Genomic DNA, 23366 nt, shown 5'->3' with positions numbered 1-23366 from the left:
AAGGAGTCCCGACCGTGAGCGAGCATGTCGAGTGGAGCGAGCCGGACGGACCGGCGCCCGCGGCCGGCGCCGCCGTCACTCCCGCCGACGCCGCCGACGCGGCCCGGCTCGTGTCGTTCGGGCTGCAGCCCAAGCTGCAGCCCGCCCGCGACCAGGAGTACGCGGACCTGCTGCGGCGCTACCGCGAGGACCCGCCCTTCGCGCGGCTCGCCGACGCCGTGGCGACCGGGCTCGGCCTGATCGTGCTGGAGGTGTCCCCCCGCGCGGGCATGGCCGTGACCGCCGCCGAGGACTCGGTGTTCGCCGTCCGCATGGGCGACTACGCGCGTCGTACGTCCGCCGACGGCGGCGACCGGTTCCTGCACGGGCTCGCCCATCTCGCCGTCGCCGCCATGGCGTTCCCGCGCCCCGAGGACCTCGCCGACGACGGCTACATCGGCCGCGTCTCGGTCAACGGCGTCGACGCCTTCGTGCGCCAGGCCTGCCGCCGCCTGGAGGAGCGCGCCGACGAGCAGGGCGAGAACACCGACCCGGCGACCGACGCGCCCGGTCTGGAGGCCGCCTGGCGGATCTGGGTGCGGCGCAGCGCGACCGGTGCCACCAAGGACGCCCGCCGCCTGGCCGGTTCGACCACCGGCATCGTCGCCAAGGCCGTCGCCTTCCTCACCGACTCCGGATTCCTGCAGCGCACCGGCGACGACCACGGCGGCACCTACCGCACCACCGCCCGCTACCAGCTCCAGGTCCGCGACATGGCCGGCAGCGCCGCCATGGCCGAGCTGCTGGAGCTGGGCGTCGTCCCGGTCACCGACGGCACGCCGACTCTGCTGCCCGCCGAGGAGAGCGACGACCTGGAGCTGGTCGCCGACGCCGGGCTGCCGTTCCACTCCTCCTGAACTCCCCATCTCACGAAGACTTACGAGAGTCCGCCATGTACGAGCTGTCCCGGGTCCGCCTCTACTCGATCGGGCCCGCCGGTGCGCGCTACGCCGACACCGTGCTTGACCTGCGGGGGGTCGGCGAGATCGTGCCCGACCCCGCGCCCACACAGGCGGAGTTCTTCGAGGACGAGCCGGTCGGCCCGCCGCGCCGGCCCGCGCCCGCCGGTGTGCTCTTCCTGGAGAACGGCGGCGGCAAGTCGGTGCTGCTCAAGCTGATCTTCTCCGTGATGCTGCCGGGCCACCGCAACACCCTCGGCGGCGCCAGCTCCGGCGTGCTGCGCAAGTTCCTCCTCGCCGACGACTGCGGGCACGTGGCGCTGGAGTGGCAGCACGTGCTGACCGGCGAGTGCGTCGTCGTCGGCAAGGTCAGCGAGTGGCGCGGGCGGCAGGTCTCCAACGACCCGCGGAAGTTCGCCGAGGCCTGGTACTCCTTCCGGCCCGGGCCCGGACTGAGCCTGGACGGTCTCCCCGTGGCGGAATCCACCGCCGTACGGGCCCCGGTCGAGGGCCAGTCCAGTGCGCGCGGGCGACGCCGCACCATGAAGGGCTTCCGCGACGCCCTCACCGAGGCGGGCAAGAACTACCCGCACCTGGAGGTGCACTGGGAGGAGACCCACGACCGCTGGATCGAGCACCTCGGCGACCTCGGCCTCGACCCCGAACTCTTCCGCTACCAGCGCGAGATGAACGCCGACGAAGGAGAGGCCGCCGGTCTCTTCGCGGTCAAGAAGGACGCCGACTTCACCGACCTGCTGCTGCGCGCCGTCACCGACACCCGCGACACCGACGGGCTCGCCGACCTGGTCAGCGGCTTCGGCAACAAGCTGGGCCGACGCGCCGAGCTGATCGCCGAACGCGACTTCACCGCCGGGTCCGTCGACCTCCTCGGCCGGATCGTCGAGGCCGCCGAGGCCCGATCCCGCGCGCGTGACATCCACGCCGGAGCCGAGCGCCGCACCCGGACCCTGGCCCGCAGACTGTCCGCGCGTGGCGTGCGGGAGCGGGTCCGGGCCGCCGACCTGGCCCAGCGGGTCACCGCCGCCGCGTACGCCGTCACGCACGCCGAGGCGGCCCGCGAGCGCAGTGCGCTGATCTCCGCCGAACTCGCCTACCGGCACGCCTCGCTCGCCCTCGCCGGGGCCGAGAAGTCCGCCGCCGCGCAGAAGCGCGAGCTCGCCGACGCCCGCACGCTGTACTCGGCGTGGCAGGCCGCCGAGGTCGTGCTGCGCCACCGCGCCGCCTCCGACCGCGTCACCCGCGTGTCCGCCGCCATCCAGGAGGCCGAGCGGGACGCCGCCCCCGCCCTGGCCGCCCGCTCCAAGGCCGCCGTCGACCTCGTACGGGCCCTGCACGCCGCCGCGGAGAAGGCGGAGAGCCACGCCAACGAGGAGGAGGAGCGCTCCGCCGCCCTCCAGGAGGTCAGCGACGCGGCCTACCGCGACTCCACCGCGGCCGCCACCCAGGCCCAGCGCGCCCGCAGCGAGATCGGTCACCTCAAGCAGCGCCTCGCCGAGGTCGAACAGGAGACCGCCGAGGCGGTCCGGGCCGGCTGGCTCGACGACTCAGCGCCCGACGCCGACCCGGCCCGCGCGGCCCTGGCCGCCAGCGACGCGGAGAAGAGCGCCGTCGCGGCCTGGGACACCGCCCGCGAGGCGTCCCGCCGGGCCTCGGAGCACGCACGCGAGGCCGCTTCCACCGAGTCCCGCGCCGAACTGACCGCGGCCCGCGCCGCCGACGCGGCCACGGCGGCGGAGCGCTCGTACGAGGCCGAGCGCCGCACCGCCGAGGCACTGGCGGGCGAGGAACGGCTGGCGGAACTGCTCAGCCTGACCCCGCAGACCCGCCCGGGCATCCCGCAACCCCGCCACGGCACGGACGGTGAGCCCGTCGCGCACCCGGCCGCCGGCGAACAGGGCCTCACACCGGAGGAACTCGACCGCTTCGCCGACGACCTGCGCGACCTGCTCGACGACGCCGTCTCCTCGGCCGAGCGGCAGCTGTTCGACCTGCGCACGGCCGCCGCCGACGACTCCCGCATCCTCGGCGCGCTCGGCGACGGCGGGCTGCTGCCGCCCGGCCCGGACGTGCTGGCCACGGTCGAGTTCCTCGGCGAGCACGGCATCCCCGCGCTGCCCGGCTGGCGCTATCTGGCCCAGGCCGTCGACCCGGCGGACCACGCGCGCGTGCTGGCCGCCCGGCCCGAACTCGTGGACGGCGTGATCATCACCGACCCCGACTCCCACGCACGCGCCCGGGAGGCGCTGGGCGACGCGGCGCTGCTGCCCCGTTCGGCCGTGGCGGTCGGCACCGCAGCCGCCCTGCTGGCCCCGACGCCCGCCCCGGATTCCGACAGCGGCGACGTGTTCCTCGTGCCGCCGAACCCGGCCATGCACGACGAGCACGCCGCCGACGAGGAGCGGCAGGCGCTGCGCGCGCGGGCCACCGAGCGGGACGAGGAGATCCGCACCCTCGCCGCCCGGCTCGGCAAGGACCGCGAACTGGCCGCCCGGCTCGCCTCCTGGCGCACCGGCTGCCCCGCCGGCCGGCTGACCGAACTGGCCCGGGCGGCCCACGACAGCCGCGCGTTCGCCGAGGAGTCGGAGGCCGAACTGGCCGAGGCCCGGACCGTGCGGGCCGAGGCCGACGAGGTCGCCGCCGAGGCCGCGCGCGTCCGGGACGAGCGGCAGGAGGCCGCCCAGAAGGCCCGCCGCTCCGCCGACGCCCTCGCCGGGCTCGCCTTCCGGCTGCGCGAACGGGCGGGCTGGCAGGTCAAACTGCGCGAACTGGCCGACGAGGCGGCCGAGTCCGAGGCGAGCGCCCAGTCCTGCCTGGAGCGGGCCCGGGCCGCCGACGAGGACCGGCGGGCCGCCCAGCGCGCCGCCGACGACACCCGCCGTACCGCCCGCGCGCTGCGCGCCGAGCGTTCCGAGATCGCGGGCGCACCCGACGACGTGCCCGCGGACGAGGACCAGACGCCCAAGGCCTCCCTGCCTGCCCTGCGCGAGGCCTACCGGGCCGCGTCCCAGGTGTACGAGAAGGTCGGCGTGGGCGCCGACCTGCGAGCCGAGCAGGCCCGTGCCGAGAGCGACGAGAGCGCGGCCCGCGCGGAGCTGGACCGGCTGAGCAACAAGGTCCGCACACGCGCGGAGCAGCTCCTCGAATCCCCCGACGGCTCCGACGGACCCAGCCGCCAGGCCGCCGCCGCCCGCGCCGAGGAGCTGGTGCAGCTCCTGGAGACCCGGATGTCGACCGCGAGCGAGCAGCTGGGGCGGCTGCGCGGCGAGGCCGAGCGCCTCGCCCCCGCCGACGACGGCGAGACGCACACCGAGCTGCCCGAGGAGCTTCAGCCGCGCGACGCCGAGCACGCGCAGACCCTGCTGCGCACCGCCACGGCCGAACTCGCCTCCCACACCGAGGCGCTGAACCAGGCACGCGAGGCACACGCCGAACTCCTCGACGCCCACCGCGCCGCCGAGGACGCGGCGAGCGGCTTCGACGAGATCGCCGCCATGCTCCGGGACCTGCTGCGCGAACACGCCACGGACGAGGAGCACGAGGAGCCCGAGCCCTACCCCGGCAGCCCCGAGGAGGCCCGGCAGTCGGCCGCGGAGGCCCGTCGCTCCCTGCGCGGCTGCGCCGCCGACCTGTCCGCCGCCGAAAGCGCCGTCCGTGAGGCGAGCGACATCCTCGTCCGGCACGCCAACTCCACGCGCTACGAGCAGGTCCGCACCCCCGCCCGCCAGCAGATCCGTGAACTGCCCGCCTCCGCGCTGCCCGAGCACGCCCAGAAGTGGGCGGACGCCTTCGCGCCCCGGCTCCGCGTCCTCACCGACGAACTGGAGCAGCTGGAGCGCAACCGCGACTCGATCGTGGACCGCCTGCGCGGCCTGGTCGAGTCGGCCCTGGCCACCCTGCGCTCCGCGCAGCGGCTCTCCCGGCTCCCGGAGGGCCTCGGGGAGTGGTCCGGGCAGGAGTTCCTCCGCATCCGCTTCGAGGAGCCCGACCAGGTCACCCTCACCGAGCGGCTCGGCGAGGTCATCGACGAGGCGACCCGCGCCGCCGTCAAGAAGAACTCCGACCTGCGGCGTGACGGCATGTCCCTGCTGCTTCGGGGTGTCGCGGCGGCGCTGGAGCCCAAGGGTGTCGCCGTCGAGATCCTCAAGCCCGACGCCGTGCTGCGCGCCGAGCGCGTCCCCGTCGGGCAGATGGGCGACGTCTTCTCCGGCGGCCAGCTCCTCACCGCCGCCATCGCCCTCTACTGCACGATGGCCGCGCTGCGGTCCAACGACCGGGGCCGCGACAAGCACCGGCACGCCGGCACGCTGTTCCTCGACAACCCCATCGGCCGCGCCAACGCCACGTACCTGCTGGAACTCCAGCGGGCGGTGTCGGACGCCCTGGGCGTGCAGCTCCTGTACACCACGGGCCTGTTCGACACCACCGCGCTGGCCGAGTTCCCCCTGGTCATCCGCATGCGCAACGACGCCGACCTGAGGGCCGGCCTCAAGTACATCAGCGTCGAGGAACACCTCCGCCCGGGCCTGCCGCAGCAGGCCCGGGCGGGGGAGGCGGTCCACAGCGAGATCACGGCGACCAGGATGTACAAACGCCCCGTGTCATGAGCGTGAGGCGTCCTCCCTCAGGAGATCCGCGCACTTCTCGCCGATCATCATGGTCGTGATGCACGGGTTGACGGTGACGAGGTCGGGCATGACCGACCCGTCGGCGACCCTCAGACCCTCGACCCCCTTGACCCGCAGCCGCGCGTCCAGAGGGGCCGACGGATCGTCGTCCGCCCCCATCTTCACGGTGCAGGACGGGTGATAGACGGTGTTGTGCGTCTTGTGGATGTAGTCGAGCAGCTCGTCGTCCGTGCGCACCTCGGGCCCGGGCGCCAGCTCGGCCCCCGTCCAGCCGCCCAGCGCGGGCTGCCCGGCGATCCGCCGGGCCAGCTTCAGGCCGTACGTCATCACCCGCACGTCGTGCTCGTGCGTGAAGTACCGCGGATCGACCTTCGGCTTGTCCCGGTAGTCCCGGGTCCGCAGCCGTACCGTCCCCCGGGACCTCGCCCGCGTCACGTTGGGCGTGAGGCAGAACGCGTTCTCCGAAGTGGGATAGCCGTGCCGGGCGGTGTTCATGTCGAACGGCACGGACCCGTAGTGGAACATCAGGTCCGGCCGGTCGAGCCCGGGCTCGGTGTCGTAGAAGATGCCCGCCTCCCACCACTGGCTGGACGTGGTGGTCATGGGCTGCCGGGCCTCCCACATGATGACGCCCTCGGGGTGGTCCTGGAGGTTCTCGCCGACGCCCGGGGCGTCCACGACGACGTCGACGCCGACCTCGCGCAGATGCCCGCCCGGCCCGATGCCCGACAGCATCAGCAGTTTCGGTGAGTCGATCGCCCCGCAGGACACGATCACCTCGCGCCGCGCCCGTACGGTCCGGGTGTGGATCAGATCCGGGTCGAGGTACTCGGCGCCCACACAGCGCCGCCCGTCGAGCAGCAGCTTCTTGGCGCGTACGCCCGTGCGCACCTCCAGGTTGGGGCGTTTGCCGAGGATGGGGTGGAGATAGGCGACCGAGGAGGACTGGCGGATGTTGTTCTCGTCGGAGTTGATCTGGAACCAGTTGGCGCCCCGGACCACCGTGCGGCCGGTGTTGAAGGCGACCGTGGGGATGCCCACCTGCTCGCACGCCTGGAGCAGGGCCGTGCCGCACGGGTCGTCGCTCTTCAGCGTGCGCAGCTTCACCGGGCCGGTACGGCCGTGGTGGTCACCCGGGGCGTCGTTGTTCTCCAGCCGGCGGTACAGCGGGAACACGTCGGCAGCGCCCCAGCCCGTACAGCCGCGTGCCGCCCAGTCGTCGAGGTCCTCGGCGGGGGCCCAGAAGGCGATGCAGGAGTTGTGGGAGGAGCAGCCGCCGAGCACCTTCGCCCGGGCGTGCCGCATGAAGCTGTTGCCGCTGGCCTGCGGCTCGACCGGGTAGTCCCAGTCGTAGCCGGACTCCAGCAGGCCCATCCAGCGCTCCAGCCGCAGGACGTCGTCGTCGCCGACATCGCTCGGGCCGGCCTCCAGGACGCACACCGTGACGGAGGGGTCCTCGGAGAGCCGGGCCGCCACCACGTTGCCCGCGGTGCCGCCGCCGACGACGACGTAGTCGAACTCATGCGTACTCATGGGTCCTCCTTCAGCCTTCATTCGGCCGCCGGGGTGGCGACGGGAGCGGGGTCCGTGGCCTGCGAACGGTGCTCGGCGAGCACGCCGGTGCGGTGCCGCTGCACGAACCAGTAGTAGGCGAAGCCGCCGCCGGCGATGACGGCGACGAACAGCACCGCGCCCCAGCGCAGGTACCAGTGGTAGGGAGCGGCGGCGTTGTAGACCGCGGCCCGGGGCCAGATCAGGTTGAGCGTCATGGCCGCGCCCCACACGACGGCCAGGATGTTGACCGGCAGGCCCCAGCGGCCCAGGGAGAAGCGGCCCTCGCCCGCGGGCTGCCACGTGCCGCGCAGGCGGGCGACCAGCAGCGGCACCGTGACGCCCAGGTAGGCGAGGTAGATCATGATGATGCCGATGCTGGTGACGACCGTGAAGATCTGCGGCTGGCGGATGTTGACCACCAGGATCGCCAGCGCCAGGATCCCGATGATCACGGTCGGCAGGACCGGCGTCTGGAACTTCGGGTGGCACTTGGCCAGCTTCGCGGACGCGGGCAGGTTGTTGTCGCGGGCCATCGCGAACGCCAGCCGGACCGCCGCCGTGTGCACGGCCAGGGCGCACACCGTCACCGCGATCAGCACGCACCACAGCATGGCCTTGCCGGCCGTCGGGCCGAGCACGTCCAGCACGATGTACTGCAGGCCGTCCGTGGACAGCTTCTCGCCCTTCAGGCTGGACACGCTCATCAGCGCGAGCAGCAGGATCAGGCCGCCCAGCACGAAGGACGCGACGATCGCCCGGATGATCGCGCGCGGCGCGTTCCTGGTCGGGTCCAGGGACTCCTCGCCGAGCGAGGCGGCGGTGTCGAAGCCGTACATGACGTACGCCGAGGCCAGCGAGGCCACCAGGAAGGCGCCCAGGTAGCCGTTTCCGTAGCCCGCGCCGGTGCCGTGCGTCTCCATGACGACCTGCGGGCCACGCGTGATGTGGACCGCGAACAGGACGATGAGTACGACGGTGGCGATCAACTCGATGAACACGCCCGCCGTGTTGATCCGTGCCATCAGCTTGACGCCGAAGGCGTTCACGAGGGTCGTGAACAGGATCAGCACCGCGGCCAGGATGACCGCGTTGGTCGCCACGTCGTAGGTGCCGGTGCCGTCCCCCACGAACTGGAAGAACGACGAGATCTGCGGCAGCGTCAGCTGGTAGGCCAGTGCGACGGCCGATATGGAGACGATCGAGGCGATCAGCATCATCCAGCCGGCGAGCCAGCCCAGATGCGGATTGCCGATCTTCTTCGACCAGTTGTAGACGGAGCCCGCCACGGGGTAGCGGGCGGCGAGCTCCGCGAAGCACAGGGCGACCATGAACTGGCCGACGAAGACCATCGGCCACGACCACCAGTACGCGGGGCCGCCGCTGCCGTAGCCGAAGTAGAACAGCTGGAAGGTGCCGGTGAGGATCGAGATGTAGCTGATCCCGGCGGCGAAGGTGTGGAAGTTGCCGAGGGTGCGCTTGAGCTCGGGTCTGTAGCCGAACTCGGTGAGTTCGGCGTCGTCCCGGCCGTGTGGGTCGGTCGACTCTGCAGTTGTTTTCATGGGCGGTTCCTCAATCGGTGTGCCTCAGGGCGGCGTGGATCAGTCGAACCAACCCTGGGGGGTGGGACGGGTGTTGCGCCAGATGTGCTTCGTCTCGCGATATTCGGCCAGCCCCGCGGGCCCCAGTTCGCGTCCGAAACCGGACTGCTTGAATCCGCCCCACTCCGCCTGCGGGACGTAGGGGTGGTAGTCGTTGATCCACACCGTGCCGAGCCGCAGCCGGGCCGAGACCCGGGCCGCGCGTGCCTCGTCGCTCGTCCACACCGCGCCGGCGAGGCCGTAGACCGTGTCGTTGGCGAGGCGTACGGCCTCCTCCTCGCTCGTGAACCGCTCGACGGTGAGGACGGGTCCGAAGGATTCCTCCCGGACCACCGACATCCCCGCGGCGCACTCGTCCAGCACGGTGGGCAGGTAGTAGAAGCCGTCGGCCAGATCCGGCCGGTCCGGGCGGGATCCGCCGCAGCGCAGCACCGCGCCCTCCGCCACGCCCCGCGCCACGTACGCCTCGACCTTGGCCCGGTGGGCGGCCGAGATCAGCGGCCCGGTCTGCGCACGGTCGTCGAACGGACCGCCCAGCCGGATGGCCTTCGCCCGTCGCACCACCTCGTCGACGAACCGGTCGTGCAGACGGTCCTCGACGAGCAGCCGCGCCCCCGCCGAGCACACCTGCCCCGAGTGCAGGAACACGGCGGTCAGCGCCATGTCGACGGCCGTCTCGAAGTCGGCGTCGGCGAAGACGACGTTCGGGTTCTTGCCGCCGAGTTCGAGGGCCACCTTCTTGACCGTCGCGGCGGCGGTCGCCATCAGGCGGCGGCCGGTCTCCAGGCCGCCGGTGAAGGAGACCAGGTCCACGTCCGGATGGTCGGCGAGCGGGGCGCCCGCCTCCGGTCCCGCGCCCAGGACCAGATTGCCCACGCCCGGCGGAAGTCCGGCCTCCGCCAGTAGGCGCAGGAGGTGGATCGCGGTGTGCGGGGTGAGTTCACTCGGCTTGAGCACGAAGGTGTTGCCCGCCGCGAGGGCGGGGGCGACCTTCCACGCCGTCTGTAGGAGCGGGTAGTTCCAGGGGGTGATCAGCCCGCACACGCCGACCGGCTCGTGCACCACCCGGCTGTCCACGTCGTCCCGGCCGGTGTCCACGACCCGGCCGTGCTCGCTCGCCACCAGCCGCCCGAAGTAGCGGAAGCAGTTCGCGATGTCGTCGATGTCGTACGCACTCTCCACGAGCCGCTTGCCCGTGTCCAGGGACTCCGCGCGGGCGAGGGCGTCCTTGTCCCGCACCAGGAGGTCGGCGACGCGCAGCAGCAGATCGCCGCGCTCCTGCGCCGGGGTCCGGGGCCAGGGCCCCTCGTCGAAGGCCCGGCGGGCCGCGGCGATCGCCTCCGCCGTGTCCTTGCCGCCGGCCTCGTCCACGACCCCGACCAGGGAGCCGTCGGCCGGGCAGCGGATCTCACGGGTGCGCTCGTCGAGGGCACCCCGCCACTCACCGTCAATGAACAGGTCCGGCATGCGCGCCTCCCAGCCGCTCGACGAGCCATTCGTGGAAGATCTGGATGTGGTGCTCGTTGGGGACCAGCACACCGCCCTTGCGGTAGGCACGGGAAGCCATCGCCGGCTGCGTCCGTTCACAGGCTTCGAAGTCCTGGACGTTGACGCGGTGAAAGAGCTCCACGGACTTCGCCACGTCCGCCCCGGACTCCACCACCTCGGGCGCGTACAGCCAGTCGCACTCGACGACCGTGCGGTCCTCGGCGAGCGGGAACATGCGGTGCAGGATGACGTGGTCCGGGACGAGGTTGACGAAGACGGTCGGCTTGACCGTGATGGCGTAGTAGCGGCGGTCCTGCTCGGCGCTCACCTCGGGCAGCCTGCCGAAGCCCTCGCTGCCGTCGACCGTGAAGCCCTTGACCTCGTCGGCGAACTCCGCGCCGTGGCCCACGAAGTACTGGGCGGCGTATCCGTCGGCGAACTCCGGCAGCACCTCGGTCAGTTCGGGGTGGATCGTCGCACAGTGGTAGCACTCCATGAAGTTCTCGACGATCAGTTTCCAGTTCGCCTTCACGTCATAGGTGATGCGTTTGCCGAGTGCGAGGTTCTCCGTGCCGTAATGATCGATCGCGGCGACGTCGCCGAGCCGCTCGACGGCCGCGTGCAGGACCGTCTCCTCGAAGGAGGGCGGCTCGTCCGCCAGGCACACCCAGGCGTAGCCCAGCCACTCGCGCAGGGCGACATTGATCAACCCGTACGCGACACGGTCGACGTCCGGCATCTTGATCAGGTTGGGAGCGGCGATCAGCTTGCCGTCGAGGTCGTACGTCCAGGCGTGGTAGGGGCACTGGAGCGTGCGGCGGATCTCGCCCGACTCCTCCATGCACAGCCGGGCCCCACGGTGCCGGCAGACGTTCAGGAAGGCGCGCAGTTCGCCCTTGCGGGTCCGGGTGACGATGACGTTCTCGCGACCGACCTGGACGGTGCGGAAGGCGCCGGGGCGGTCCAGGTCGGCACTGCGGACCGCGCAGAACCACACCGCCTCGAAGACGCGTTCCTGCTCCTGCCGGAAGACGTCCGGGTCGGTGTAGTAGTGCCCGGGGAGGGTGGCGATCAGGCTCGGGGTACTCGGGGTACTCGGGGTGCTCGGGGTGCTCGGGGTGCTCGGGGTGCTCGGGGTGCTCGGGGTGCCCGAGGTGGTCGGGGTGGTCGTCACGTGCGTGCTCCTCAGAGAGGCCAAGGCATGCCCCCTAGCGGCGGATGCGCGTCATCTTCGGGTCGAACAGCGGCTCGTCGGCGACCGTGGCCGGGACCTTCTCGCCGACGTACTCGATGTGCACGCCCGTGCCCGTGGGAAGACCGGCGGGCAGCCAGGCGTACGCGACGCAACGGCCGAGCGTGTAGCCGTACGACGCGCTGGTGACGTAGCCGGCCGGGAGGCCGTCGACGTAGACGGGCTCCTTGCCGAGGACCACGGCGGCGGGGTCGTCGAGGAGCAGCGGGGTGAGGCGCCGGGTGGCCTCGCCCTTCCCGGCGAGCGCGGCCTTGCCGACGAAGTCGTCCCGGTCCATGCGGACCGCGAAGCCGACACCGGCCTCGAGCGGGTCGTGCTCGTCGGTCATGTCGACGCCCCAGGCGCGGTAGCCCTTCTCCAGGCGCAGGGAGTTGAACGCCGACCGGCCCGCCGCGATCACGCCGAGCTCCCGGCCCGCCTCCCACAGCGTGTCCCAGAGCCGGAGCCCCAGGTCGGCGGTGGTGTACAGCTCCCAGCCGAGCTCGCCGACGTAACTCAGCCGCATGGCCGTCACCGGGACGTGCCCGATGTACGTCTCCTTGGCCCGGAAGTAGCCGAAGGCCTCGTGGGAGAAGTCGTCGGGGGTGAGCGGCTGGACGAGGTCGCGGGCGAGCGGCCCCCAGACCCCGACGCAGCACGTGCCGGAGGTGATGTCCCGGATGTGAATGTCCGCGGGCGCGTGACGCAGCAGCCAGTCCAGGTCGGCGGGGGAGTTGGCGCCGACCTGGAAGCGGTCGGGGGCGAGGCGGGCCACGGTGAGGTCGGAGCGGATGCCGCCCGAGGCGTCGAGGAGCAGGCTGTAGGTGACCGCGCCGGGCTTCTTGCGGAGGTTGTTGCTGGTCATGCGGTCGAGGAAGTCGAGAGAGCCGGGGCCGGTGACCTCCAGGCGGCGCAGCGGCGTCATGTCGTAGAGGGCGACGCCCTCGCGGGTCGCCTTCGCCTCGGCAGCCGCGACGGGGGACCAGTGGCGGGCCGACCAGGAGTCACGCGCGGGCAACGACCCGAGAGCTTCCACGAGCGGGGCGTTCGCCTCGTACCAGTGCGGGCGCTCCCAGCCGCCGCCCTCCAGGAAGTACGCGCCGAGCTGCTGCTGTCGGGCGTGGAAGGGGCTGACGCGCAGGGGCCGGGGCCGCTCCATGGGCTGGAGCGGGTGGATCACGTCGTACACCTCGACGAACTGCTGCGCACCGCGTTCGAGGACGTACGACGGTGAGCGCTGCGCCTCCTCGAACCGTGTGAGGTCGCACTCGTGCAGGTCGATCGAGGGCCGCCCGTCCACCATCCACTCGGCGACGGCCTTGGCGACGCCGGCGGAGTGCGTGACCCAGACGGCCTCGGCCAGCCAGAAGCCGCGCAGCCGCCGGGACTCGCCGAGGACCGGCATGCCGTCGGGGGTGAAGGAGAAGACCCCGTTGAAGCCCGCCTCGATCTCGGCGTCGCGCAGGGTGGGCATCAGCTGCCGGCAGTCGGCCCAGCTGGGGGCCCAGTCCTCCTCCGTGAAGGGGTAGGAGGACGGCATGTCCATGTTCCGGGCCCGGGCCTCGTCGTACGGCAGCACCGCGAACGGGTCGACGGGCAGGGGCCGGTGGGCGTAGGAGCCGATGCCGATGCGGTCGGTGTGCTCGCGGAAGTACAGGTCGCGGTCCTGGAAGCGGAGGATCGGCTTCGAGGCCTCCGCGGTGGCGCCGCTCAGCTCGGGGAGCGGCCCGGTCCTGGCGTACTGGTGGGCCAGCGGCTGGAGCGGGACGTCGATGCCGGCCATGCGGCCGATGACCGGCCCCCAGAAGCCGGCCGCCGAGACGACGTGGTCGGCCGGGAAGGTGCCCCGGTCGGTGACGACGCCGGTGACCCGGCCGTCCTCCCGCTCGATGCCGGTGACCGTGTGCCGTTCCAGGAAGCGGGCGCCCCGCGCGCAGGCCCGGGCCATCTGCGCTCGGGAGGCGAGCAGGGCCCGGGCGAGACCGTCGTCCGGAGTGTAGAAGCCGCCGAGGACCAGCGACTCGTCGATCAGCGGCCACAGTTCCTTGCAGCGTGCGGCACTCACGATTTCGCCGCGCACGCCCCAGGAGGCGGCGTAGCCGGCCCTGCGGTGCAGTTCGGCGAGGCGTTCGGGGATGGTGGCGAGCTCCAGACCGCCGACCTGGTGGAAGCAGGAGACGCCGTCGACGTCGAGCGAGGTGAACTTCTCCACGGTGTAGCGGGCGAGGGCGGTGAGGGTCTTCGACGAGTTGGTCTGGAAGACGAGGCCGGGGGCGTGCGAGGTGGAGCCGCCGGGGGCGGGCAGGGGCCCCTGTTCGAGGACGGTGATGTCGGTCCAGCCGCGGGCGGTCAGTTCGTCGGCGAGGGAGCAGCCGACGATGCCGGCGCCGATGACGACCACGCGGGGGATTTCGGGTGTGCTGGACATGCCCCTCCTTGCCGGGACGGGTGCGCGTTGCCAGGACGGGTGCGCGTTGCCGGGACGGGTGCGCGTTGGGGGAGTGGGGCGTTGGGGCTGAGCGGGTACTGGGGTGGGGCCTCGGGGCTGCGGACCTGCGTGGGATCCGGAGGCTCAGGGAGCGGGGGGTGTGCTCACAGCACGACCACCGAACGCAGCACCTCACCCCGGTGCATCTTCGCGAACGCCGCCTCCACCTGGTCCAGGGCGATGGTCTCGCTGACGAAGGCGTTGAGGTCCAGCAACCCGTAGAGGTACTGGTCGATGAGGTATGGGAAATCGCGGCTCGGCAGGCAGTCGCCGTACCAGGACGACTTGATCGCGCCGCCCCGCGAGAACACGTCGATCAGCGGCAGTTCGACCTTCATCTCGGGGGACGGCACCCCGACCTGGACCAGCAGACCGGCGTGGTCGCGCATGTAGAAGGCCTGCCGGAAGGTCTCGGGGCGGCCCACGGCGTCGATCGCGATGTCGACGCCGAAGCCACCGGTGAGCTCCCGCACCGCCTCGACCGGGTCCGTGCCCCGTGAGTTGACGGTGTGCGTGGCACCGAACTTCTCGGCCTGGTCGAGCTTCCTGTCGTCGATGTCCACGGCGATGACCTTCATGGCCCCGTTGAGACAGGCGCCCGCGATCGCCGCGTTGCCCACCCCGCCACAGCCGATCACGGCGACCGAGTCACCCCGGCCGACGTTGCCGGTGTTGACCGCCGCGCCGTAGCCGGCCATCACGCCGCAGCCGATGAGCCCGGCCGCCTCCGGGCGCGCCGCCGGGTCGATCTTCACTGCCTGTCCCGCCGCGACCAGCGTCTTCTCGGCGAACGCCCCGATGCCGAGGGCGTTGGAGAGCGGCATGCCGTCCAGCAGGGTCATCGGCTGGGTGGCGTTGCGGGAGTCGAAGCAGTACCAGGGACGGCCCCGGCGACAGGAACGGCAACTGCCGCAGGGGGCCCGCCAGGCCAGCACCACGTAGTCGCCGGGCTTGAGCTCGGTGACCCCCTCGCCGACCGCCTCGATCGTGCCGGCCGCCTCATGGCCCAGCAGGAACGGGAAGTCGTCGTTGATCGCGCCCTCCCGGTAGTGCAGATCCGTGTGGCAGACCCCGCAGGCCTGTACGCCGACGAGGACCTCCCCGGGCCCGGGATCGGGAACCACGATCGTCTGCACCTCGACGGGTGCGCCCTTCTCGACAGCGACTACGGCACGGACCTCGTGTGGCACGACCAAGCTCCTCTGCTGTTGCGCAGTGCACGATGGGTTGCGCGATGAGGAACATAGTGGGAATGCCATGGAGGGGCCGTCAAGAGGTGCGAGCCATGGTTCGGGTCAACCCTTGGAAAACGGAACGGGACGTGCGAAACCCGCCGGACACACAACAGCGCGGGACCAGGGATTTCACCTGATCCCGCGCTGTACTCCCGCGGCGCCGGCGCCGGGCCGCGGCTACGCCGGAGGTCGTAGCCCCCTCCGCCGACCGGCCGTGGCCACGTCAGAAGCCGTAACCCATACGACGGGACAGCTCGATCGCCGCCGCCTCCGTCCGCTTGGCCACCTCGGGCAGCCGCTCCTGGGTCAGCCGGTACACCGGCCCCGAGACGCTGAGCGACGCGATGACCTTGCCGTCGTGCGCCCGCACGGGAGACGCCGCTGCCGCCAGCCCGATCTCCAGCTCCTCCACCGTGATCGCGTACCCCTGCTGCACCACCGTGTCCAACTCGCCGCGCAGCATGGACGCGACGGTCGCCGTGCGCTCCGTGAAGCGGTGCAGCGGGCGCGCCAGGAGACCCTCGCGCAGGGTCGGCGGCAGATGGGCGAGCAGCACCTTTCCGCTGGCCGTGGCATGCAGCGGGGTGCGTCGGCCGAGCCAGTTCTGCGCGGTGACGGACGCGGTGCCGCGGGCCTGCATGATGTTGACCGCCGCGTCGTCGTCCAGGACCGCGATGTTGACCGTCTCGCCCAGCTCGTCGGCGAGTTCCCGGCACACCGGGACGCCTTCCTGGGAGACATCCAGCCGTACTGCCGCCGCCCCCGCGAGGCGCAGTACGCCGGCGCCCAGGTAGTACTTGCCTCGGTCCTTCGCCTGGGCCACCAGGCCGCGGTTCTCCAGAACGCCGAGCAGCCGGAACGCCGTGGACTTGTGCACGTCCAGCTCGTCGGCGATCTCGGTCACCCCCGCCTCGCCGTGCCGCGCGAGGATCTCCAGCACACTCACGGCGCGGTCCACCGACTGGACGGCACTCGCCGCGCCTCTGCCGCTCTGCTTGGCTCCGCTCTCCGTGCGGTTCTCCTCCTGGCCGGACTGCTTCTGCGTGCGGGTCATGGCTGAACTCTCACCACCTGTCGGCCCTGTTTGGGCCGCATCTGCGGGAACCCCTTGACGCGACGGTCGCCCCGCCCGGATTCTGTTGCGTATAGCGCTTGCTCGTGCGCCATGTGAAACATCATGTTACCGAAGAGTCCGGATCTCGGTAGGGGACGAGCTCCTGGCAGGGAGCCCGCCCCGGGGCGGGACCGGATGACGTGCACCAACACCTTCCCGTGCCCGGAACCGCCCCGGTCCGGCACTCCTGAACTGCCTACAGTCTGGCCGAACTGGTCCGGACCATGCGTCCCGGACCGAGAGGGGGGCCCATGATTCCCGTCTGCCACCTCGAAGACCTCCCCAAGGGTGAGTCATTCCGCGTCGAGACGACCCCGCCCGTCGCCGTGTTCCACACGGACGACGGCGACCTCTACGCCATCGACGACACCTGCACCCACCAGGACGCCTCCCTCTCCGAGGGCTGGCTGGAGGGCTGCCTCGTCGAATGCCCGCTGCACGCAGCCTCGTTCGACCTGCGCACGGGCGTCCCCACCTGCCTCCCGGCCCGCCGCCCCGTCCGCACCCACCGCGTCACCGTCGACGACGGCGTCATCCACCTCCACCTCGCTGCGGAGGAGGGGACGGCGGCGTGAACACCCAGCGCACGGGTGGCGCGAGCGGGCGGGTCGCTGCCGCGGTGTGCGACGCCGCAGGCGGTCGAGCCCAGGACCCCGGGGTCGGCGCGCGCCACGCCAGGGCCGGTGACACCCACCCGCCGAGGGCCCGCGCGTGCCGCATCGCGGCCGGTGAGGCCGACGCGCCGGGCACCCGCAGCGGCACCCCGGCGGGTGCGGTCGGCGGCGTTCCCGGCGCCGCGAGGAGGCACCCCGCATGCGAACCGTGACCATCGTCGGCGCCTCGCTCTCCGGCCTCTACGCCGCCCGGGAACTGCGCGCCCAGGGCTACGACGGGCGTCTCGTGATCGTCGGCGACGAACCCCACGAGCCCTACGACCGGCCACCCCTGTCCAAGGACTTCCTCACCGGCCGATCCGGCGAGACCCACCTCGCGCTCACCGACGCCGAGGAGACCGCCGAGCTCGACGCCGAGTGGATCCTCGGCGTCCGCGCCCGCGCCCTCGACGCCCGAGGCCGCACCGTGCTGCTGGACGACGGCCGTACCGTCTCCACCGACGGCGTCGTCATCGCCACCGGCGCCTCGGCCCGCCGTCTGCCCGGCGACACCCTGGCCGGAGTCCACACGCTGCGCACCCTCGACGACGCACGGGCCCTGCGCGAGGAACTCACCCGGGGCCCGTGCCGGGTCGTCGTCATCGGCGGCGGCTTCATCGGCGCCGAGACCGCGTCCTCGTGCTCCTCTCTCGGCCACAGCGTCACCGTCGTCGAGGCCGCCCCGCTCCCGCTCGTGCCCCAACTGGGCGCCGAGATGGCCGCCGTCTGTGCCGCACTGCACCGCCGCGCCGGCGTGGACCTGGTCACCGGCACCGGCGTGGCCGGGCTGCGAGGTACCGCCGCCGTCACCGGAGTGGACCTCACCGACGGCCGCACCGTCCCGGCGGACGTCGTGATCGTCGGCATCGGCGCTGTCCCCAACACCGCCTGGCTCGTCGGCTCAACCCTGACTCTCCGGGACGGCGTCCTGTGCGACGACGGCTGCGTGACGGCCCTGCCGCAGGTCGTCGCCGTCGGCGATGTCGCCAGCGTCGGCGGTCACCGCGCCGAACACTGGACCTCCGCCACCCAGCAGCCGAAGGTCGCGGTGACCAACCTGCTCGCCGGCCGCACCGCCGAGACCGCCGAGGCGGTGCCCTACTTCTGGTCCGACCAGTACGGCGCCCGCATCCAGTTCGCCGGCCGGTACCGGGACGGCGACACCGTCCGCATCACCGAGGGCGAACTCTCCGACGGCGCACCGGCCGAGGGCGGCTTCCTCGCCCGGTACGAGCGGGACGGCCGTACGACGGCCGTACTCGCCGTGGACCGCCCGCGTCCGTTCATGCGCGCCAGACGCGAACTCGCGCGGGGTGCGGGGGAGGGGCGGGCACAGTCGGCCCTACGGTGAGCACGCGCCGGGCTCAACGGTGGGCACGGCCCGGGCTCAACGGTGAGCACGTCGCCGGCTCAACGGTGAGCACGGGCCGGGGCCTGGTCTCGGCCCGGCGGCCGCACTCGCATCCGGTGGCCTCGTCCCGGCTTCCTCTCGCCATGCCTCACGAGTGGGACAGCTGCCCGGCTCCACCCCGCCGGCGTATCCGATCCTGCGCCCGCTCGGCGGCCCTCTCCTGCCGCCGGGTCCGGCGCCGCTCGCGCCGCAGGGCCCGCGCCGTGCTGCTCGGCACGGACACCACGCCGTTGCGCTGGTTCCAGACCTGGCGCGTCACCCACACGTCGAGGGCTCCCCAAGTGGCCGCGATCGTGCTGACCACGCTGCTGATCACCATGGGGAACGCCAGCCAGGACCCGGCCATCGTGCACAGGAAGGCCACCATCGCCTGAATCAGCGTCACGGCTATGAGGAGGACCGCCCGCACCGCCGCCGTCCGCACCGGATCCGGGAGGCGACGCCGTCGTGCGGGCTCCTCGACCCACAGGGGCCGGTAGTACTGCTCGCGGGTGCCACGACGCGCCTCGCGAACCGGAACCCCCGTCTCTCGGTCCAAGGGCTCCGCCGCGCCCCCGGAAATGTCGCGATCGGTCGCCTCGGGACCCCGATGCCCCGTCAGCTGCGCCCCATCCGCCCTGGGCGCACCGCGCCGTTCCGCCGTGCCCATCACCGTGTCACTCCCCACCGCCGGCAGACCGCTCGCTCGCATCGGAAGACCCGTGCTCCCCAGTGGCTGCCCGGCTTGCGCTGTTTTACGCCGCCCGGGTGCGGGACGCGGCTCCTGTGGCCGATTCCGCCCCCGTTCCCCATGGAGAAGGACGAACAACTCCTCACGAAGATTCCCGAGAACCGAAAAATTTCAGCCAACCGCCCTGGCGGAGTCGGATGGTTGGCCCGCACCGCGACCACCGGTTTCGGGGAGACAACTCCCGCAATGCCGGGACAACTCGCCATGCCGCGTGGCTGGCGCGGAACTTCAGGTTCCGGACCGGCCTTCGAGTTCCCTGTGGGTCGGTAGTAGGCTCGCGCCGTTTGTTGACGCACATGTGTACCCCCGGTAGCCGGGGGCCCGAGCTGGGGGAGGCCATGCGCTTTCGCGGGAAGTCCATCCGCCGGAAGATCGTGGCGCTTCTCCTCGTGCCGCTGGTGTCCCTGACCGCGATCTGGGCCTTCGCCACGGTGCTCACGGGACGTGAGGCCAGCGACCTCTTCAACGTGTCGTCCGTGGTGGAGAAGATCGGCTACCCCATCGAGGACACCGTCCGCGTCCTCCAGGAGGAACGCCGCCAGACCCTCGTCTACCTCGCCGACCCCCGAGCGTCCGACGGCCTCGCCGCACTCCGGCGCAGCCGGAACGCCACCGACAAGGCCGTCGGCAGCATCCGCGAGAACGCACGGAACCCCGATGTGCGCGACGCGATGGGCGCGGACACCGACGAGCGGCTGACCGCCGTCCTGGACGCCTTCGACGGCATCGAATCGCTGCGCCGCAGTGTCGAGGACGGCACGGTCAACCGCACCCAGGCCCTCGACCTCTACAACCGGCTGGTCGACCCCTCCTACGTGCTCCTCGCCAACCTGCACGTGGTGGACAACATCGAGCTGGACAAGCAGTACCGCGCGCTGGTCAACCTCGCCCGCGCCCGCGAGCTGCTCTCCCGCGAGGACGCCCTCCTCGGCTCCGCCCTGATCGTCGGCAGGATCTCGCACTCCGAGGAGCGGGACATCTCCGACCTCGTGGCCCAGCGCACCCTGATGTACGACGTCAACCTGCCGCTGCTGCCCGTGGCGGAACGCGACCGCTACCAGACCTTCTGGAAGAACGCCTCCTCCGCTCCCTTGCGCGTGGCCGAGGAAGCCGCCGTCTCCTCCGGGGCCGGCAGCCCCCGCGGCGTCTCCGCCAAGAGCTGGGACAGCGCCGCCGGAAACGTGCTCGACGAACTCGGCACCCTCAACGACCAGGCCAACGACCGCTACCAGGACCGCGTCCACCCCGTGGCCGTCGGCGTCATCGCCAAGGCCGTCATCGCCGGTGCGCTGGGCCTGATCGCGCTCCTGGTCTCCCTCTTCCTGTCCGTGCGCGTCGGCCGCACCCTCATTCGCGATCTGCGGCAACTGCGCCTGGAGGCCCACGAAGCGTCCGGAGTGCGGCTGCCCAGTGTCATGCGCCGCCTCTCCGCGGGCGAGCAGGTCGACGTCGAGACCGAGGTCCCGCGCCTCGAATACGACAAGAACGAGATGGGCGAGGTCGGCCAAGCCCTCAACACCCTGCAGCGTGCCGCAGTCGAAGCCGCCGTCAAGCAGGCCGAACTGCGCGCCGGCGTCTCCGAGGTCTTCGTCAACCTCGCGCGCCGCAGCCAGGTCCTGCTCCACAAGCAGCTCACCCTCCTCGACGCCATGGAGCGCCGGACCGAGGACACCGAGGAACTCGCCGACCTGTTCCGCCTCGACCACCTGACCACCCGTATGCGCCGGCACGCCGAAGGCCTGGTGATCCTCTCCGGCGCCGCGCCCTCCCGGCAGTGGCGCAAGCCCGTCCAGCTGATGGACGTCGTGCGCGCCGCCGTCGCCGAGGTCGAGGACTACGAACGCATCGAGGTCCGCCGGCTTCCGCGGATCGCCATCAGCGGCCCGGCCGTCGCCGACCTCACGCACCTCGTGGCCGAACTGCTGGAGAACGCCACGGTCTTCTCGCCGCCGCACACCGCCGTCCAGGTCCTGGGCGAACGCGTCGCCAACGGCTTCACCCTGGAGATTCACGACCGCGGCCTCGGCATGGCGGCCGAAGCGCTCCTGGACGCCAACCTCCGGCTCGCCGAGACGCCGGAGTTCGAGCTCTCCGACACCGACCGGCTCGGCCTGTTCGTGGTCAGCCGGCTCGCCCAGCGCCAGAACGTCCGGGTCTCCCTGCAGCCCTCCCCGTACGGCGGCACGACCGCCGTGGTCTTCATCCCCGACGCGCTGCTGACCGACGACGTGCCGGACACCAACGGCATCGGGTTCCGGCTCGACCGTCCCCAGCTGGCCCCGGAGAGCGAACCGCAGGACAGCCGCCGCGCCGCGCTCTCCCAGGCATCCGCGCAACGCCCCGGCCTGCCCGCCTCCCTGCTGGACGGACCGGTCGAGCTGGAGGCACCCGTCGACCTGGACGCCATCGGGGACCTCCCCGGAGCCGTCGAGGACGAGGACGGCGAACACGGCGGTCTGTTCCGCCCCCGCCACTCCCTCACCCGCGCCCCGGACGAGGCCGCGGCTCGCCGCACCGATCCGCGGCGGACCGCCGACGCCCGGGGTACGGGGGACGGGACCGACGCCGACGACGAGCTGAGTGCTCCGGTCCCGCCCCGCCGCCACACCCCCAAGCTCGTCAGCTCGCACGGGCGCCCGGTCACCGAGCGCACCCGGCGGGGCAAGACGGACGAGGAATCCACCACGGCCCTCGGCCGAACGGAGTCGGGCCCCGCCTCCGCGCTCCCGTCACGCCGCCGGAGCGAGGAGCCCACGGGCAGCGGGGCCACCGGCCGGCCCGGACCCGAACCCGCGTCCGCCCTTCCGGCCCGGCGCCGCACCGAGAACTCCTCGTCCGGCAGCGGTCGGGGCGACGCCCTGCCGGACGCACCGCCACCGCTGCCGGCCCGTCGTCGCGGGACGGACTCCGCCCGCCGTGGCATCGGCGCAGCCGGCCGCAACGAGGACCAGACCGCATCCCCAACCTCGCCCGGCAGCGCCATGGGCGACCGGTCGGAGTCCCCCGTCCTCCCGAGGCGGAGCCGCCGCACGGAGATCGCCTCGAGCGGCCCCGAGGCACCCGGCCACCGCTCCGGCTCCTCGGAGACCACCGCCGGACCCTCGCACCACGAGACAGGCCCCGGCGCCATACCCCAGGGGACCGGCTCCGCATCCCAGGGGACCGGCTCCGCAGCACAGCCCGGTTCCGGCACGGCCCCGCTGCCCCGGCGCGTCCGGCAGGCGAACCTGGCCCCGCAGCTGAAACGAGGCTCGGAGCCGCGTACCGATGACGGGGCCGAGCCCGTCGAACGCGACGCCGAGGAAGTACGCAGCCGCATGGCATCGCTCCAGCGGGGCTGGCAGCGTGGCCGTGAGGAGAACGCCGGGGGCGATACCGCCCACAGCGGCGCAGCACCACAAGGAACGACAGAGGGGGACGGTCGATGACCGCACCGAAGGCGACCGGCCACACCGCGACGATCAAGGGGGAGCTGAACTGGCTCCTCGACGACCTGGTGGACCGAGTCGCGAGCATCCGCAAAGCCCTCGTGCTCTCCGGCGACGGTTTGCCGACGGGCGTGTCCAAGGACCTGACCAGGGAGGACAGCGAGCATCTGGCCGCCGTGGCCTCCGGGTTCCACAGCCTCGCCAAGGGCGTGGGGCGTCACTTCGAGGCCGGCAACGTCCGCCAGACGGTCGTCGAGCTCGACGACGCCTTCCTCTTCGTGACGGCAGCCGGTGACGGCAGCTGCCTCGCCGTCCTCTCGGACGCCGACTCGGACGTCGGCCAGGTCGCCTACGAGATGACGCTGCTCGTGAAGCGGGTGGGCGTGCATCTGGCCGCCGCTCCGCGCACCGATCTGCCCGCAGGCGGGTAGTGGGATGACATGAGCGCTGACGGTCAGGGAAGAAGCCACTGGTTCGACGACGACGCCGGACCGGTCGTCCGCCCGTACGCCATGACCCGCGGCCGCACCAGCAGCCAGGGCCAGCACCGTCTGGACCTGATCGCGGTCGTGGTCGCGGAGCCGCACGCGGACGATCCGGAAGCGGATCACATGCTCTCCCCCGAGCACGTGGACATCGTCGAACTGTGCCGTGACATCCCGCAGTCGGTCGCCGAACTCGCAGCGGAACTCGACCTGCCGATCGGAGTGGTACGGGTCCTCGTCGGAGATCTCGTGGATGGAGAATTCGTCCATGTGAACCGGCCCGTACCCCCTGCCGAGCTGCCGGACGAGAGTATTCTGCGCGACGTGATCAACGGCCTCCGGGCGCTGTGAGCAGCGCGGAAGCGGG

16 protein-coding genes are annotated in these 23366 nt (G+C 72.3%); 8 read left to right on the top strand and 8 right to left on the bottom strand.

All coding sequences use genetic code 11. From position 1 onward, the window contains the following. Positions 1-14: 14 nt before the first annotated feature. The gene (locus tag IE153_RS09440; RefSeq protein ID WP_189589313.1) at positions 15-896 is read left to right on the top strand and encodes a hypothetical protein; all 882 of its coding nucleotides are present in this window, start codon (positions 15-17) and stop codon (positions 894-896) included. Positions 897-931: 35 nt separating this feature from the next. Next, the gene (locus tag IE153_RS09435; protein WP_189589312.1) at positions 932-5563 is read left to right on the top strand and encodes a coiled-coil domain-containing protein; all 4632 of its coding nucleotides are present in this window, start codon (positions 932-934) and stop codon (positions 5561-5563) included. On the opposite strand, the gene IE153_RS09430 is transcribed toward IE153_RS09435, so the two are convergent. From IE153_RS09430 to IE153_RS09400, 7 genes are all read right to left on the bottom strand, one after another. Continuing rightward, positions 5558-7117, bottom strand: a complete 1560-nt coding sequence (locus IE153_RS09430) for a GMC family oxidoreductase (protein WP_189589311.1) — start codon at positions 7115-7117, stop codon at positions 5558-5560. The genes IE153_RS09435 and IE153_RS09430 overlap by 6 nt on opposite strands. A 17-nt stretch (positions 7118-7134) precedes the next feature. Beyond that, complete coding sequence (locus IE153_RS09425) at positions 7135-8697, bottom strand: APC family permease (protein ID WP_189589310.1); 1563 nt, start codon at positions 8695-8697, stop codon at positions 7135-7137. Positions 8698-8736: 39 nt separating this feature from the next. Further along, a complete protein-coding gene (locus IE153_RS09420) occupies positions 8737-10203 on the bottom strand; it encodes an aldehyde dehydrogenase family protein (RefSeq protein WP_189589309.1) in 1467 nt (488 codons plus the stop codon). Beyond that, positions 10184-11299 (bottom strand): aromatic ring-hydroxylating oxygenase subunit alpha, encoded by a 1116-nt coding sequence (locus tag IE153_RS09415; RefSeq protein ID WP_229828966.1) that lies wholly within the window; start codon positions 11297-11299, stop codon positions 10184-10186. Before IE153_RS09415 ends, IE153_RS09420 begins: the two co-directional genes overlap by 20 nt. A 133-nt stretch (positions 11300-11432) precedes the next feature. Further along, positions 11433-13883 (bottom strand): GcvT family protein, encoded by a 2451-nt coding sequence (locus tag IE153_RS09410; RefSeq protein ID WP_189589307.1) that lies wholly within the window; start codon positions 13881-13883, stop codon positions 11433-11435. A 164-nt stretch (positions 13884-14047) separates the two neighbouring features. Next, positions 14048-15133: an S-(hydroxymethyl)mycothiol dehydrogenase gene (locus tag IE153_RS09405; RefSeq protein WP_189589306.1), complete on the bottom strand. Its 1086-nt coding sequence runs from the start codon at positions 15131-15133 to the stop codon at positions 14048-14050. 268 nt (positions 15134-15401) lie between these two features. Continuing rightward, a complete protein-coding gene (locus IE153_RS09400) occupies positions 15402-16232 on the bottom strand; it encodes an IclR family transcriptional regulator (protein ID WP_189589305.1) in 831 nt (276 codons plus the stop codon). 311 nt (positions 16233-16543) lie between these two features. Here IE153_RS09400 and IE153_RS09395 point away from each other — a divergent pair, with 311 nt between their 5' ends. From IE153_RS09395 to IE153_RS09385, 3 genes are read left to right on the top strand one after another with little or no spacing between them, the layout of a single operon-like run. Next, entirely contained in the window at positions 16544-16867 is a 324-nt protein-coding gene (locus tag IE153_RS09395) for a bifunctional 3-phenylpropionate/cinnamic acid dioxygenase ferredoxin subunit (protein WP_031107233.1), read from the top strand. Continuing rightward, positions 16864-17118: a hypothetical protein gene (locus IE153_RS09390; RefSeq protein ID WP_189589304.1), complete on the top strand. Its 255-nt coding sequence runs from the start codon at positions 16864-16866 to the stop codon at positions 17116-17118. The genes IE153_RS09395 and IE153_RS09390 overlap by 4 nt, the downstream gene beginning before the upstream one ends. Continuing rightward, positions 17106-18296 carry an NAD(P)/FAD-dependent oxidoreductase gene (locus IE153_RS09385; RefSeq protein WP_189589303.1) on the top strand — a complete coding sequence of 397 codons (1191 nt, stop codon included), beginning with the start codon at positions 17106-17108 and terminating at the stop codon, positions 18294-18296. Before IE153_RS09390 ends, IE153_RS09385 begins: the two co-directional genes overlap by 13 nt. Positions 18297-18444: 148 nt before the next feature. On the opposite strand, the gene IE153_RS09380 is transcribed toward IE153_RS09385, so the two are convergent. Beyond that, entirely contained in the window at positions 18445-19005 is a 561-nt protein-coding gene (locus tag IE153_RS09380; protein WP_308432151.1) for a hypothetical protein, read from the bottom strand. 419 nt (positions 19006-19424) lie between these two features. Between IE153_RS09380 and IE153_RS09375 the strand changes: the two genes are divergently transcribed. From IE153_RS09375 to IE153_RS09365, 3 genes are read left to right on the top strand one after another with little or no spacing between them, the layout of a single operon-like run. Further along, complete coding sequence (locus IE153_RS09375) at positions 19425-22514, top strand: sensor histidine kinase (RefSeq protein ID WP_189589301.1); 3090 nt, start codon at positions 19425-19427, stop codon at positions 22512-22514. Then, entirely contained in the window at positions 22511-22945 is a 435-nt protein-coding gene (locus tag IE153_RS09370) for a roadblock/LC7 domain-containing protein (protein WP_031109090.1), read from the top strand. The genes IE153_RS09375 and IE153_RS09370 overlap by 4 nt, the downstream gene beginning before the upstream one ends. A 9-nt stretch (positions 22946-22954) precedes the next feature. Then, positions 22955-23350 carry a DUF742 domain-containing protein gene (locus IE153_RS09365; RefSeq protein ID WP_031109092.1) on the top strand — a complete coding sequence of 132 codons (396 nt, stop codon included), beginning with the start codon at positions 22955-22957 and terminating at the stop codon, positions 23348-23350. The last annotated feature ends 16 nt before the right edge of the window (positions 23351-23366 follow it).

This window comes from Streptomyces massasporeus (genome assembly GCF_014648995.1).
Classification (GTDB): domain Bacteria; phylum Actinomycetota; class Actinomycetes; order Streptomycetales; family Streptomycetaceae; genus Streptomyces; species Streptomyces massasporeus.
This window is presented reverse-complemented; position numbering and strand designations above follow the sequence as displayed.